Below are 13,174 nucleotides of genomic sequence, written 5' to 3'. Positions count from 1 at the left end.
CCGCCGGTCCGGCCCGGCGGACTTCCCGGCTGCGGCCGCTCGTCCCCGCGCGGGCGGGGACGAGCGGCGTCTTCAGCCGAGCACCTCGCGGACGGTGCCCGCGGCGACCGTCAGCCGGCCTTCGCGCATCGCGAAACCCAGCCCCGGGTTCATCGCGACCGGCTGGCCCAGCTCGACCGTCAGCTCCGCCGCGTCGCCCGGCCGGACGACGGCGACGCCGTCGGCGAGGGCGACGACCCCGACGACGTCGCTGGTGCGGAAGTGGAACTGCGGCCGGTAGTTCGCCGCGAACGGCGTCCGCCTGCCCCCTTCGGCGGCCGACAGCACGTGGACGTCCGCGCGGAACCGCGTGTACGGACGGACGCTGCCCGGCAGGCAGACGACCTGGCCGCGCCGGACCTCGCCGCGCTTGACGCCGCGCAGCAGCACCGCGGCGTTGTCGCCGGCCTCGGCGCGGTCCATCGGCTTGCCGAACGTCTCGAGCCCGGTGGCCACGCTGGTGACCGCCGGGCCGAGCCCGATCACCTCGACCGCGTCCCCGACCGCGAGGGTGCCCTGCTCCACCGCGCCGGTCACGACGGTGCCGCGGCCGGTGATGGTGAGGACGTTCTCGATCGGCATCAGGAACGGCAGGTCGAGCCGCCGCGGTGGGATCGGCACGTGCTCGTCGACGGCGGCGAGCAGGTCGAGGATCCGCTGCGTCCACCGCGGGTCGCCCTCGAGCGCGCGCAGCCCCGACACACGGACCACGGGCACGGCGTCGCCGTCGAACCCGTAGCGGGTGAGCAGCTCGCGCACCTCGAGCTCGACCAGGTCGAGCAGTTCCTCGTCGTCGGCGACGTCGGCCTTGTTGAGCGCGACGACGAGGTGCTCGACGCCGATCCGGCGCGCCAGCACGACGTGCTCGCGGGTCTGCGGCATCGCGCCGTCCTGCGCCGAAACCACGAGCACGGCGCCGTCCAGCTGGGCCGCACCGGTGATCATGTTCTTGACGTAGTCGGCGTGGCCGGGCATGTCGACGTGCGCGTAGTGCCGGGTCGGCGTCTCGTACTCGACGTGCGCGATGTTGATGGTGATGCCGCGCTCGATCTCCTCCGGCGCGCGGTCGATGCGGTCGAAGGCGACGAAGTCGGCACCACCCCGCTCGGCCAGCACCTTCGTGATGGCGGCGGTGAGGGTGGTCTTGCCGTGGTCGACGTGCCCCATCGTGCCGATGTTCAGGTGCGGCTTGGTCCGCACGTACTGCTGCTTGGTCATGGGTTTTCCCTGTGTTGAAGGAAGAATGCGCGAAACCGGGCGGAGCGCGTCGACCCTCCCCCGGCGGTTTCGCGCCCAGTGCGGGGGAAATCGGGGAAGGGTCAGCTTCGAGCGCCGGTCAGCAGAGCGGAAAACGGCCGTGCCGGCAGGGCGCTCGGCAGGGACAAGCCTGCGAGCATCGCACTGTCGGACACGGGGAACATGACCGGAAGGGTGGCACGGCCCGCGCGGCCGTGTCACCTCGATTTCCTGGTAGCCCACGGTGAAGCGGCGCTGAACGAACCGCGGCAGCCCGGCTTCGTCGATCAGCGCGACGGCGGCGTCTTCGACGGAGATGCGGCTGCGGCCGCCGGCGTCGAGCACGGGCTGGTCGCCGCCGATCCGGAAGCGGCCGGTGCGCCCGGCGCAATCACGCTGCGGGCCATCGCCCGGGAATGGGCATGACGGCCAACGCGATCTACGGTCACTTCGCGACCCGCGACGACCTGCTCACCGCCCTGATCGAAGACGTCTGCACCGAGCTGGCCGACACCCTGGAGAACGCCCGGGACGCCGTGCCGGAAGCCGACCGGCCGGCCGGATCCTGGCGTGGGCGCAGACCTTCCGGGACTGGTCGCTGGGCAAGCCCCAGGGTTTCCGGCTCGTCTACGGCGATCCCGTCCCCGGTTACGAGCCTCCCGGCGGCGGGGCCGCGCCCGACGCCGTCCGGGAGGTCCAGGCCGAGTTCCCCGGCCTGCCGCCCGCCGCGGTCGCGCTGGGCCTGCGGATCCGGGGGCACCTGCACGGGCTGGTCTCCCTCAAGGTGCTCGGCCACCTGCGCGCCCAGACCACCAACCCCGCCAAGCTGTACCGCAACGAGATCGCGCGGCTGATCTCCTCGCTCGGCCTCACCCCGCCGAGCGGGACCGCATGATCAACGCGGCGACGGAGTACACACAAGGGCCTTCGCCGCGGTTCGCGTAGGAATGCCCGACGTCGGCGGGAAAGTACACCGAATCGCCCGCCGCCAGGACGTACTCGGCCTCGCCGACACCCAGGCACAACTCCCCCGACTCGACGGCGACGAACTCGTGCGAACCCGGGGCGTACGCCGGAAATCCGCCCGCGTCGCAGCCGGCCGGGAGGGTCGTGCGGATCCACTCGAAGTTGACGCCGGGGACGACCGGGGTCAGGACCGTGCGGTGCCAGCCGCCGGGTTCGGCGATGTGGTCCTGCTCCGCCGCGCGGCGGACGATCACGCGATCGGCCTCCAGACCGGCCAGCAGCCGGGACACCGGCAGCCCGAGGCCGTCGGCGATCCGGGACAGCACCACGATCGTCGGCGTCTTCTCGCCGCGCTCGATGGCGGACAGCATGCTGACGCTGACGTCCGCCATCCCGGCCAGAGCACTCAACGCCAGACCGCGGGCCGCGCGCAGGTCGTGGAGGTGGCGGCCGAGCAACACCGGATCGATCATTCCTCTATAATAGCGACCATGTCCACTATAGAGGAAGCCGTGGAGGCCGACGCCGAAGGCATTGCCGCCGTCTTCGCGCCGTACGCCACCGGCTCCGTCTTCACCTTCGAAACCACGCCGCCGACCGTGGCGCAGTGGCGCGCGAAGATCCGCGAGAGCGTCTGGCCCTTCCTCGTTCTCGCCGAAGAGGGCGAGATCCGTGGCTACGCGCTGGCGACGCCGTGGCGGCCGAAGCCCGCGTACCGGTTCTCGGTCGAGACGACGATCTACCTCGCCCCCGAGGCCGCCGGCCGGGGCCACGGGCGCCGGCTGCTCGACGAACTGCTGAAGCGGTGCGCGGACGCCGGTGCCCGGCAGGCGATCGCGGTCATCGTCGACTCCGGCAACCCGGCGTCGCGGAACCTCCACCGCGCGGCCGGCTTCACCGACGCCGGCGTGCTGCGCCGCGTCGGGTTCAAGCAGGACCGCTGGCTCGACACGATCCTGATGCAGCGGGAGCTGGGTTAACGGGACTTCGCCCGCAGGTGCAGCCGCTCGCCCTGCTTCCCGAACAGGCTGAGGATCTCCGCCGGCCGCCCGTCGACCGCGCCGAACCAGTGCGGGAGGCGGGTGTCGAACTCCGCCGCCTCGCCCGGCCCCAGCGTCATGTCCCGGTCGGCCAGGATCAGGCGCAGCCGGCCCGACAGGACGTACAGCCACTCGTAGCCCTCGTGCACCTGGGGATCGGGTTCGCCCGTCTCCGGCTCCAGGATCATCTTGAACGCCTGCGGCGCCCCCGGCTGGCGGGTCAGCGGCAGCACGGTCATCGTCGCGCCGTTGTGCCGCGGGATGCGGCGGGCGGTCATGCGGACCCGCGGGTCGCCGACCTCGGGCGCGCCCACCAGTTCGTCCAGCGGCACCTGGTGGGCCTGGGCGATCGGCAGCAGCAGCTCCAGGCTGGGTTTCCGCTGGCCGGATTCCAGCCGGGACAGCGTGCTCTTCGAGATGCCCGTCGCCGCCGACAGGTCGGAGAGGGTGACCCGCCGTTGCGTGCGGACCCGCTTGAGCCGGGGGCCGACCTCGGCCAGGGCCTGGGTGATCGCGTCCGTCATGTCTCCAGGAAACCCGCTTGTCCCGGAATCGGCAACATTAGTTGTCGGATTCGCGATACCGGGGTCAAGGTGGCGGCATGAACGAAAACAACAGCTTCGACGTACTGGTGGTGGGTGGCGGCGCCGCGGGACTCAGCGCCGCCCTGATGCTGGGCCGGGCGCGGCGGCGCGTCGCGGTCGTCGACGCCCGCGCCCCGCGCAACGCACCGGCGTCGCACATGCACGGCTTTCTCTCCCGCGACGGCCTGCCCCCGTCCGAGCTCCTGAAAATCGGCCGCGAGGAACTCCGCGGCTACGGCGTGGAACTCCTCGAAGACCGCGTGCTGAGCCTCGATCACGGCTTCACCGCGAAGCTCGCGGGCGGCCGGGAACTGACCGCCCGGCGCGTCTTCGTCGCCACCGGCGTCCACGACGACCTGCCGGACATCCCGGGCCTGCGCGAAAGCTGGGGCACCGACGCGGTGACCTGCCCCTACTGCCACGGCTACGAGGTGCGCGACCAGCCACTCGGCGTCCTCGGCACCGAGCCCGCGAGCGTCGAGCACGCCCTCCTGGTCCGCCAGTGGTCGCCGGACGTCGTCTACTTCGCCCACACCACCGCGGTGTCCGAAGAGGACCGGGAACGGCTCGACGCGCGCGGGATCCGCGTCGTCGACGGCATTGTGACTGCTGTCCGGCGCGAAGCCGGCCACCTCACCGGCGTCGAGCTCGGGGCGCGGTTCGTGCCGCGGGCGGCACTGTTCCTCCGCTCCCGGACGGTCCCGCACGACGGGCTGCTGCGCGACCTCGGTTACGTCGAAGGCGACGTCGACGCTTCCGGGAAGACCGGCGTCCCGGGTGTGTGGGCGGCGGGGAACGTCGTCGACGCGCGGGCGACCGTGATCATCGCCGCGGCCCAGGGCGCGGCCGCCGCCGGGGCGCTGAACCACGACCTCGTCACCGAGGACGTCCGGCGGGCGGTCGACGCGTTCGGCGGCTTCTCCCCCGCCGCCGAACGCGCGGCGGCCGGGGCGCGCTGACGTCCTGACGTCCGGCGCCCAGGCTCGGCGGGGCGGGTCCGACGCTGGAGGAATTCGCCGGCGGCGACCCCGCGTTCCGCGCGCCGGCCACCGCGAGCGCTGCCGGGCCGATCCGGAGCCGAACCGCCCCTTCGCCCACCCCGGGCAGCACCCACGGCACGTCGAGCGGCTTGCCTGGTACTGGGCCGAGGTCAGGGGCGGCCCGCCACGGTTTCCCGCGAGCGCGGCGACCACTCGGCGACGCTCCGGGTGCGCGTCGGTGACGGCGACGCGGCCCTGCGGTAGTGGTCGACTTCTGCCTACGCTGAAGTGCTACTCGACTGTGACAGATCGGCCTAGGCTGCGCGGAACGGGCCGTGCCCGAGGTGCTCAGCCACCCCGGGCCGCCCGGCGACGTGCCGTCCGGGCGGCCGTGCCCCGCTGGTCGTGGCACGGGTCGCGGCCGGTGTAACGCCCGGGGCGGTCCCGGCGTCTTGCAGGCGACGACCGGCTGTGGAGGTCCGTCGCCAGAGCCGGTCCGGGCAGGTTCCCCCACTTGCCCGGGCCGGCTCGTTCACGCGGTCCGGAGCCGGCCGGCCAGCTCGGTCAGCGCGAGCCCCAGCGGCCGGTCGACCCGCACCGAGGCGTAGCGGTCGCCGCGGGTCTCGCCGCGGTTGACGATCACCACCGGCTTGCCCGCGTTCGCCGCGTGGCGGACGAACCGGAGCCCGGACATCACGGTCAGGGAGGAGCCGAGCACCAGCAGCGCCGCGGCGGCGTCGACCAGCCGGTAGCACTGCTCGACCCGCGGCCGCGGCACGTTCTCGCCGAAGAACACGACGTCCGGCTTGAGGACGCCCGCGCAGTCCTCGCACGCGACGGGCCGGAAGCGGCGCACGACGTCGGCGGGCAGCTCGGCGTCGCCGTCGGGGTTGATCCGGGTGGCCGCGCCCGCGAAGCCCGGGTTGGCCGCCCGCAACCGGCGGTCGAGATCGGCGCGCGGGCTGGTGCGGCGGCAGTCCAGGCAGACGACGCGGTCCAGGCTGCCGTGCAGCTCGACGGCGTCCGCGGTGCCCGCCGCCTGGTGTAAGCCGTCGACGTTCTGCGTGATGACGCCGTCGATGTACCCGCTTTCGCGCAGGGCCGTCACGGCGCGGTGGCCGTCGTTGGGGTCGGCGCGGGCGATCGTGCGCCAGCCGAGGTGGCTGCGCGCCCAGTACCGCTGCCGGCCTTCGGCGCTCGTGACGAACTCGTCGTAGGTCATCGGCGTGTGCCGGCGCAGGCTGCCGCTTTCACCGCGGTAGTCCGGGATCCCGGATTCGGTGGACAGCCCGGCCCCGCTGAGCACGGCAACACGCCCGCGCGCGACGACGCGAGTCAGTTCGTCGAGGCTGGCCGTCCGCGGCAGCGGCGCCGCCGCCGAGGTCCAGGAGAGGGTGGGCCGGGTCCGCACCAGACCAGGGTACGTGGGCCGGACAGGTTCCGGCCGACATCCGGGTGACGCTGAGCGTCGACCGTGTCACATTCCGCTCAACAGCCCGATGACATGCGGTAAACCGGAACTTCGACTGGTGGGTTGCGGGGTACGGCGATGGTCGACGAACCGACGCACGAGTACGGCCCGAACTCGGTGACGAACCAGCTGCCGGGCACCGTGACCGGTCCCGTCGTGCAGGCGGGCACCATCCGGCAGGTCGTCCTCTCCACAGCGGTGCGGCGCCAGGATCTGCCGGTGCCCCGCCAGCTGCCCCCGGCGGTGCGTGACTTCGCCGGGCGTGAGGACCAGCTCGCCCGGCTGGACGATCTCCTGCTCGCCGGCGACGAGAACCGCCCGGCCGCCATGGTCATCTCGGCGCTGGACGGCACCGCCGGGGTCGGGAAGACGGCACTGGCCGTGCAGTGGGCGCACCGAGTCGAACACCGCTTCGCCGACGGCACACTGTTCGCCGATCTGCGCGGCTACGGCCCCAGCGCCCCGCTGCGCCCGGACCTCGTCCTCGCGTCCTTCCTGCACGTGCTGGGCGTCGACGAGGACCGGATCCCCGCCGAGCCGGACCTCCAGATCAGCATGTACCGCTCGGTGCTCGCCGGCCGCCGGGTGCTGATCCTGCTGGACAACGCCGGTACCGCCGAACAGGTCCGGCCGCTGCTGCCCGGGTCCCCCGGCTGCGTCGTCCTGGTCACCAGCAGAGCCAGCCTCACCGGGCTGCTCGTCGCCGAGGCCGCCAGCCAGGTGACCCTCGACCTGTTCACGCCGGCCGAAGCCCGCGTGCTGCTCCGGAGAATTCTCGGGGCCACGCGCGTCGCCGCCGAGCCCGACGCCGTCGCCGACCTCGTCGAGGTGTGCGCCCGGCTCCCCCTGGCGTTGCGGATCGCCGCCACGCGCATCGCCACCCGCCGCCACACCAGCGTCGCCGAGGTCGTGGCCGACATCGCCGGCGGCCGGGACAGGTTGGACGTGTTGAGCAGCAGCGGAGACGAGCGCAGTGCCGTGCGGAGCGTGTTCGACTGGTCGTACACGCGGCTCGCGGACGAACACGCCGGCCTGTTCCGCCGGCTCGGCCTGCATCCGGGCGCCGAGTTCGGGGTGCCCGCCGCCGCGGCGGTGGCCGGAGTCGACGAGGCCAAGGCCTACCGGCTGCTGGAAGCGCTGGCCGACGTGCACCTGATCGAGCCCGCCGGCCGGAGACGCTACCGGTTCCACGACCTGCTGCACGCCTACGCGGCGCATCGCGCCGAGCAGGACGACGACCCGGACAGCCGACGCGAGGCCACGTCGCGGCTCTTCAGGTGGTACGCGCGAATCGCGCAGGCCGCCGACCGGCTCGTCTTCCCCGGTCTCGAGTACCCGGACATCGCACTCCCCCCGGCTGGACCCGAGGTGCCGCTCGCCGACCGCGCCCAGGCGTTCGCGTGGCTGAACACCGAGCAGGCGAACTTGCTGGCGGTGCTGCGCTCGGCCCCCGAGTACCGAACCGCCGTCGTCCTGGCCGCGGCCGCCCGGTTCCTCAGACGCCGGGAACGCACCCAGTGGTCCGTGCGGCTGGAAGCCGAAACCCTCGGCATCGAGGCCGCCAGAGCGGCCGAGGATCGGGCCGGGGAGGCGTTCCTGCTCGGTTTCCGGGGCGACACGCTCGCGGACCTGGGGCGCTGGGACGAGGCGGAGGCCGACTTCCGCCGTCAGCTGGCGCTGGCGCGGGACTTCGACGACGCCGTCCGGCACGAGGTGGCGCTGGCCGGCTTGGGGCAGATCCGCCTTCTGCAACAGCGCTACGCCGAGGCGCGGGACTTCTACCGCCAGGCCCTGCCACTGGCTCGGCAGGCGGGCGGCGGCCGCCCGGAAGCCGTCGTCGAGTGCAATCTCAGCCAGATCAGCGTCCGGCTGGGCGAGTTCGAGCAGGCCCGCGAGCACGCCGAACGCGAACTCGTGCTGCGCCGCGAGACCGCGGACCGCGTCGGTGAGGCGTACGCCCTCCGCGATTTGGCCGTTGCGATGCAAGGACTCGAGGACCACGACACGGCGATCGAGTACGCCGGGCAGGCCATCGCGCTCTATCGGTCACTCGCCGGCACCGAGACCCTGCTCGCCGACGCACTGGAAACGGCGGCGACCTCCCTCGAACGCACCGGAGATGTCCCCCAGGCGGCGGAGTGCCTCGCGGAGGCATGCGCGCTCCTGGACGATCTCGACGAGGAGCGCGCCGCAACCCTCCGCGCCCGAGCGAGGGACCTGACGACCCGGGAGTGAGTCAGCCGCAGGTCGGGCAGTCGGGCCGGGGTGCTTCGAGCCCGAGCGCGAAGCTGTCCTGCAGGGTGACGAGGTTGAACCCGAACTCGCAGTTGGTCCGCAACGCGGGCACACCGGTGATGAGGCTCAGCGTCGCGTGCGCGGCCAGCTGCCCCGCGATGCCGGCCGACACGGCATTGGCGGCGTGGGACGGGACCTCGCCGACCGCCGCCGAAAAGGTCTGCCGGGGCAGCCCGGCGCGACGTTCCCGTTCGGCGACACGGGCGCAGTCGTAGCACGGACCTGCGCCCGGCCGGTACACCCCGCAGCTGACCTGGGGGCCGTGGTAGCCGCCGTGCACCCACGCCGTCCCGGTCGCCACGCACGCCTGGTTGGTCCAGGAGCGGATCTCCTGCGGCTGGTCCGCGGCCAGCAGCACGACGTCGAAGCCGGTTGCCAGCGTCCGCAGTGCCACGCGGTCGTCGACGTGGAGGCGGGCGCCGGTGACCTGGACCTCGGAATTGTGTTCCTGCAGCCGCTCGACGGCGGCCTCGGCCTTCGGGCGACCGAGGTCCCGTTCGGTGAACAGGACCTGCCGGTTGAGATTGGACAGCTCGACAACGTCGGGCTCGACGCAGTGGACGTGCCCGACGCCGGACACGACCAAGGTCTGCGCCGCGGTGCAGCCGACGCCGCCGATCCCGATCACGACGACACGCGCCCCGCGCAGCAGCAGCTGCGTGTCCCAGCTCGTGCGGCGCGGCGTGCGGTCCATCCAGCGGAAGAGTGCCCGGCTCCGCCGGTAGCGTTCCCGCTCGCCGGCGCTCAGCCCGCCGGGATCCGGCTCGCCGGCGTCTTCGACGTACCCGGCCTCGACCAGGTCGGCGACGGCCGCCCGGACGTCGGCATCGGTCCGCACCGGGTGACGGCGGACCAGGTCGGCGACGACCTGGTCCGGGGTCCTCGAACCGTCGAGCAGTTCCAGCAGCGCCCACACCCACCCGTCGGGATCGCTGATGTCGGCGGCGATTCCGCGCACGACACCCCCGATCCGGACCCGGTCGCCACCGTGGCGGACCGGGAGGTGTTCCGGCTTGATCATGGGTCGCTGCATGGCCATTCCTCCTGGGGTCTAGCTTTGCTGGTTGGGGTTACTGAAGGTCGGTTCACGGTCCGGTTCAATGAATTCGATCACCACGTTGCAGCTCCTTTCCGATTTGCGCACGGAGAACCGCGAGCTTCGCCGGAATGCAGGAACGCAAGGGCTTCGCCTGACGGGTCTTCACCAACATTCACGCTCCGCTCGGTCGGTGCTCTGCCGGACACCGGAAGCATGGAACCCGCCGCTGTCAACGACATGTCGACGGCAGCGCCGCGCGCGAACATGGCCATGTCGAACGTGACAAATTAATGTCATCACAGGTCAGAGCGGTGGCGCGGGTGCGCGAGCGAATGCGAGACTCGAAATCGGCGAGGAAGATCAGCGATCCCAGGAGGGGGGAAAGCTGGCGGGATGGAGATCGCATTCGGCATTCTCGGGCAGACTACCATGCGAATGCACGGTCGTTTGACGACCGGCTGGGGATCACTGAAGCTGCGCAGGGTGCTGGCCGCGTTGCTCACGGATCCGCAGGCGCGCATGCGGATGGCCACGCTGGCGGAATGGGTCTGGTCGGTCGACGAGCCGGAACCGAACGATCCGGTTTCCACGTTCCGCACGTACTCCGGACGCATCGGCAAGGCAATGCGCGATGCCGGTGTTCCCGCGACCCTCCGCACGATCGACGGCGCACTGCACCTCGACGTCGATCGGTCGGCAATCGATTATTTCGCCTTCCGGAAGCTCATCCAAACCGCTCGACGGTACAGCGGCGAAAACGAGCACGAAGAGGCCTGCGAGGTGGCCACGACGGCCCTGGCGCTCTGGCAAGGGCAGCCACTCGCGGACCTGACCTCGCAGCCCGCGCGGGCCTGGCGGTATTCGGCGGCGCACAATGTCTGGCTGCCGGCGAACCAGCTGTTGCTGGGCGAGCTGATCGCCCTCGGACGCTTCGAAGCCGCGCTGCAGAAACTGGACGAGCTCCAGCGCGAACACCGGACCGACATCGGGCTGGCCCGGCGGCGTCTGCACGTACTGCGCGAGCTGGACCGGACGGACGACATGGGCGCCTACCACATTTCCGTCCGCAGGCTGCTCCTCGCCGACGACGACCAGGCCGCGGCCGCCGACCTCCTCAAGTACTACAACCTGTTGCTCACGAGCAAGACTTCGGCGCAACGCGGGGCACGGGTCGCCGCCGAACGGCTGGCCTCACTACCCCGTCCACGGCCGCCGTCGGACGCGCCGTCCACCCTGCTGCCGCCGTTGGCACCCCGAGGCCGGCTGCTGCTTCCACCGGCCGCCACCGGCTTCGTCGGGCATCACGACCTGCAGACGACGCTCGACGACCTGGCCCGCACCGCCGACGGGCGGTTCCGGGCCGGAGTGATCGTCCTGGACGGCTTGGCAGGCATCGGGAAGACCGCGCTCGCGGTGCATTGGGCGCACCGGCAGTACGGCAAGCTGGTCGACACGGCGTTGTACCTCGACCTGCACGGATTCGACGGCGGGCGGCCCGTCAAAGCCGATGACGTGGTCGACGAGCTCCTCGACGCCTTCGACGTGCCCATCGCCCGCCTGGCCACCCGCACCCGGCGGGAAGCGAAACTACGCGAGACCCTCGCACAGAACCGCACACTGGTGGTGCTCGACAACGCGGCGAACTCGGCACACGTGCTGCCGTTGCTGTTCACCCTCTCCCCGAGCCTCCTGCTCGTCACGAGCCGCCAAGGCCTCACGGCGCTGACGAGCCGGCACGGGGCCCGGCGCTGCACTGTCACCCCGCTCAACGATCCGCACGCCGTCGAAGTCCTGACCAACCGCGTCGGTCCGCGAGGTGCCGCCGAACAGGAACCGCTCGCCCGGATCACCGCGTTGTGCGGCGGCGTCCCCTTGGCGTTGCAACTGGTCGCCCACCACATCGAAAGCCGCCACGGCGCCGCGCTGACGGAGTTCGCCGACGAACTCCGCGACCAGAGCAGGCTGCTGGACATCGGGGACGACGGGGACGATCCGCCGGCGAACCTGAGGGCCGCGCTTCTGGTCACCTACAACGCTCTTCCCGGAGATGCCCGCGACCTGCTCCGATCCATCGGCCTCTCCCCCGCACCGGAACTGACGTTGCCCGCCGCCACCGCCTTGGCCGGCTTGCCGGCGAAAGAAGTCCGGCACGCTCTCGACGTGCTCGTCAGCACCCACTTCCTCACCCACACGGGTACTCCCGGCCGCTATCGGATCCACGACCTGCTCCGCGCTTTCGCCCGCGAACTCGCCGAAGCGGAGGACCACGCCGACGTCCGGGCAGATGCCGAGCGCCGGCTGTTGTCGTTCTATTTGCACGCCGGCCACCACGTCGACCGTTTGCTGTTCCCGTTTCGGCCGTCGGTCCCGATGCTTCCGGCCGTGCCCGGCATTCCTTCGGTCGAATTCACGTCCGAAAACGACGCGGCGAGCTGGCTGCTGACGGAAAAGAACAACTTCGATCGGCTCATCCCCTGGGCCGCCCACCGGAATCACCACGAATTTTCTTGGCGGCTTCCCCACTTCCTCTACGGCATCTACCGGAGGTACGGCTTCTACAGCGAATTGCGCGACGCTTACGCCGTGTCGGTGGCTTCGACCCAAGCCGTGGGCAACCTCGAAGCAGAAGGCGCTTCCCGAAGTGACCTCGGCTTGATCAGCCTCGCTCTGGGCGACCGCGACGAAGCCTTGCGGGAACTACACCTCGCCGCCGCCATCGCACAACAGACCCACAGCCCGATCTGGATCGCCACCTCGCTGCTGCACCTGGGAAGCTACGAAGCCCAGATCGGCAACTCGGACGGCGCCGAACGCCTGTATCGCCGCGCACTGCTCCAACTCCGCGAAGGCCGCAACGCAGGTATCGAATCGGCGCTTCTGCACCGGCTCGCGGAAACCCTGCGTGAGCGCCGGCAGCACGACGAGGCACTCACCCTGTACCGCCGGGCCCTGGTCCTGAAGAAAAGCATCGGCAACCGGCACGGCGAAGCCGAAATCCTGACCGAGGTGGCCGCCACGTTGTGCAGCCTGGGAAGGCACAGCGAAGCACAGGACTACAGCCTTCGCTCGCTGGCCATCATCGAGGAGATCATCGACGTGGAGGCGGGTCCCCGCGCCTGTTCCGTCATGGCCGAGATCAACTACCAGCAGTCGCGGTACGCCACGGCGATCGGCTACGCCCGCCAAGCCGTGCGGCTGGCCATGCGCAACCAGAATGCCACAGTGGAAGCCGAAGCACTCCACCTCCTCGGCCACGCATTGCATGACACCGGACGTCTATCCGCCGCCGAGGAGGGCTGGCTCGCCTCGGCGGTGATTTACGACGACCTGGGGAACGAGGAACGTGGGCAGCACCTCCGCGAAGACCTCGCCGCCCTCGCGGCCAGGAGTGGCAATACTCGCGAGTAAAGTAAATGTCACTCGCCTTGTAACACGAAATGACGACAAGTCGTCGTTTACTTCTGAGTAGGGTTAACCCGTGCGTGCCGTTGGTCCCACTCACGGTAGAGACCCCACGCCACGGC

11 protein-coding genes are annotated in these 13,174 nt (G+C 71.3%); 6 read left to right on the top strand and 5 right to left on the bottom strand.

Translation table 11 applies throughout. The features are described 5' to 3' along the window. Positions 1-72: 72 nt before the first annotated feature. Positions 73-1,257: an elongation factor Tu gene (gene tuf / locus I4Q55_RS08815; RefSeq protein WP_206785548.1), complete on the bottom strand. Its 1,185-nt coding sequence runs from the start codon at positions 1,255-1,257 to the stop codon at positions 73-75. A gap of 201 nt (positions 1,258-1,458) precedes the next feature. Here tuf and I4Q55_RS08810 point away from each other — a divergent pair, with 201 nt between their 5' ends. Both I4Q55_RS08810 and I4Q55_RS08805 read left to right on the top strand, forming a co-directional pair. After that, positions 1,459-1,701 carry a hypothetical protein gene (locus I4Q55_RS08810; RefSeq protein ID WP_206785547.1) on the top strand — a complete coding sequence of 81 codons (243 nt, stop codon included), beginning with the start codon at positions 1,459-1,461 and terminating at the stop codon, positions 1,699-1,701. Next, on the top strand, positions 1,592-2,170 hold the full coding sequence (locus tag I4Q55_RS08805) for a TetR-like C-terminal domain-containing protein (protein WP_242545613.1): 579 nt from the start codon (positions 1,592-1,594) through the stop codon (positions 2,168-2,170). Before I4Q55_RS08810 ends, I4Q55_RS08805 begins: the two co-directional genes overlap by 110 nt. Here the strand turns inward: I4Q55_RS08805 and I4Q55_RS08800 are convergent. After that, positions 2,145-2,714, bottom strand: coding sequence for a helix-turn-helix domain-containing protein (locus tag I4Q55_RS08800; RefSeq protein ID WP_206785545.1), 570 nt, complete (start codon positions 2,712-2,714; stop codon positions 2,145-2,147). The two genes, I4Q55_RS08805 and I4Q55_RS08800, sit on opposite strands and share 26 nt — an antisense overlap. Before the next feature lie 18 nt (positions 2,715-2,732). On the opposite strand from I4Q55_RS08800, the gene I4Q55_RS08795 reads away from it, so the two are divergent. Further along, a complete protein-coding gene (locus tag I4Q55_RS08795; RefSeq protein ID WP_206785544.1) occupies positions 2,733-3,221 on the top strand; it encodes a GNAT family N-acetyltransferase in 489 nt (162 codons plus the stop codon). Here I4Q55_RS08795 and I4Q55_RS08790 read toward each other — a convergent pair. Then, positions 3,218-3,805 (bottom strand): helix-turn-helix domain-containing protein, encoded by a 588-nt coding sequence (locus tag I4Q55_RS08790; RefSeq protein ID WP_206785543.1) that lies wholly within the window; start codon positions 3,803-3,805, stop codon positions 3,218-3,220. The genes I4Q55_RS08795 and I4Q55_RS08790 overlap by 4 nt on opposite strands. Positions 3,806-3,882: 77 nt before the next feature. Between I4Q55_RS08790 and I4Q55_RS08785 the strand changes: the two genes are divergently transcribed. Then, positions 3,883-4,824 (top strand): NAD(P)/FAD-dependent oxidoreductase, encoded by a 942-nt coding sequence (locus tag I4Q55_RS08785; protein ID WP_206785542.1) that lies wholly within the window; start codon positions 3,883-3,885, stop codon positions 4,822-4,824. A gap of 553 nt (positions 4,825-5,377) precedes the next feature. Here I4Q55_RS08785 and I4Q55_RS08780 read toward each other — a convergent pair. Continuing rightward, positions 5,378-6,256, bottom strand: a complete 879-nt coding sequence (locus tag I4Q55_RS08780; RefSeq protein ID WP_206785541.1) for an NAD-dependent protein deacetylase — start codon at positions 6,254-6,256, stop codon at positions 5,378-5,380. A gap of 138 nt (positions 6,257-6,394) precedes the next feature. Here I4Q55_RS08780 and I4Q55_RS08775 point away from each other — a divergent pair, with 138 nt between their 5' ends. After that, positions 6,395-8,551, top strand: a complete 2,157-nt coding sequence (locus I4Q55_RS08775) for a tetratricopeptide repeat protein (RefSeq protein WP_206785540.1) — start codon at positions 6,395-6,397, stop codon at positions 8,549-8,551. A 1-nt stretch (position 8,552) separates the two neighbouring features. On the opposite strand, the gene I4Q55_RS08770 is transcribed toward I4Q55_RS08775, so the two are convergent. Next, complete coding sequence (locus tag I4Q55_RS08770) at positions 8,553-9,644, bottom strand: ThiF family adenylyltransferase (RefSeq protein WP_206785539.1); 1,092 nt, start codon at positions 9,642-9,644, stop codon at positions 8,553-8,555. A gap of 399 nt (positions 9,645-10,043) precedes the next feature. On the opposite strand from I4Q55_RS08770, the gene I4Q55_RS08765 reads away from it, so the two are divergent. Further along, the gene (locus I4Q55_RS08765) at positions 10,044-13,058 is read left to right on the top strand and encodes a tetratricopeptide repeat protein (protein ID WP_206785538.1); all 3,015 of its coding nucleotides are present in this window, start codon (positions 10,044-10,046) and stop codon (positions 13,056-13,058) included. Positions 13,059-13,174: the final 116 nt, after the last annotated feature.

It is taken from the genome of Amycolatopsis sp. MtRt-6 (assembly GCF_017308975.1).
GTDB lineage: Bacteria > Actinomycetota > Actinomycetes > Mycobacteriales > Pseudonocardiaceae > Amycolatopsis.
This window is presented reverse-complemented; position numbering and strand designations above follow the sequence as displayed.

Coding starts and splice junctions, on each gene's coding strand:
- I4Q55_RS08790 (WP_206785543.1), bottom strand. CDS start 3,805: ATGACGGACGCGATCACCCAGGCCCTGGCCGAGGTCGGCCCCCGGCTC.
- I4Q55_RS08795 (WP_206785544.1), top strand. CDS start 2,733: ATGTCCACTATAGAGGAAGCCGTGGAGGCCGACGCCGAAGGCATTGCC.
- I4Q55_RS08785 (WP_206785542.1), top strand. CDS start 3,883: ATGAACGAAAACAACAGCTTCGACGTACTGGTGGTGGGTGGCGGCGCC.
- tuf (WP_206785548.1), bottom strand. CDS start 1,257: ATGACCAAGCAGCAGTACGTGCGGACCAAGCCGCACCTGAACATCGGC.
- I4Q55_RS08770 (WP_206785539.1), bottom strand. CDS start 9,644: ATGCAGCGACCCATGATCAAGCCGGAACACCTCCCGGTCCGCCACGGT.
- I4Q55_RS08805 (WP_242545613.1), top strand. CDS start 1,592: ATGCGGCTGCGGCCGCCGGCGTCGAGCACGGGCTGGTCGCCGCCGATC.
- I4Q55_RS08800 (WP_206785545.1), bottom strand. CDS start 2,714: ATGATCGATCCGGTGTTGCTCGGCCGCCACCTCCACGACCTGCGCGCG.
- I4Q55_RS08810 (WP_206785547.1), top strand. CDS start 1,459: ATGACCGGAAGGGTGGCACGGCCCGCGCGGCCGTGTCACCTCGATTTC.
- I4Q55_RS08775 (WP_206785540.1), top strand. CDS start 6,395: ATGGTCGACGAACCGACGCACGAGTACGGCCCGAACTCGGTGACGAAC.
- I4Q55_RS08765 (WP_206785538.1), top strand. CDS start 10,044: ATGGAGATCGCATTCGGCATTCTCGGGCAGACTACCATGCGAATGCAC.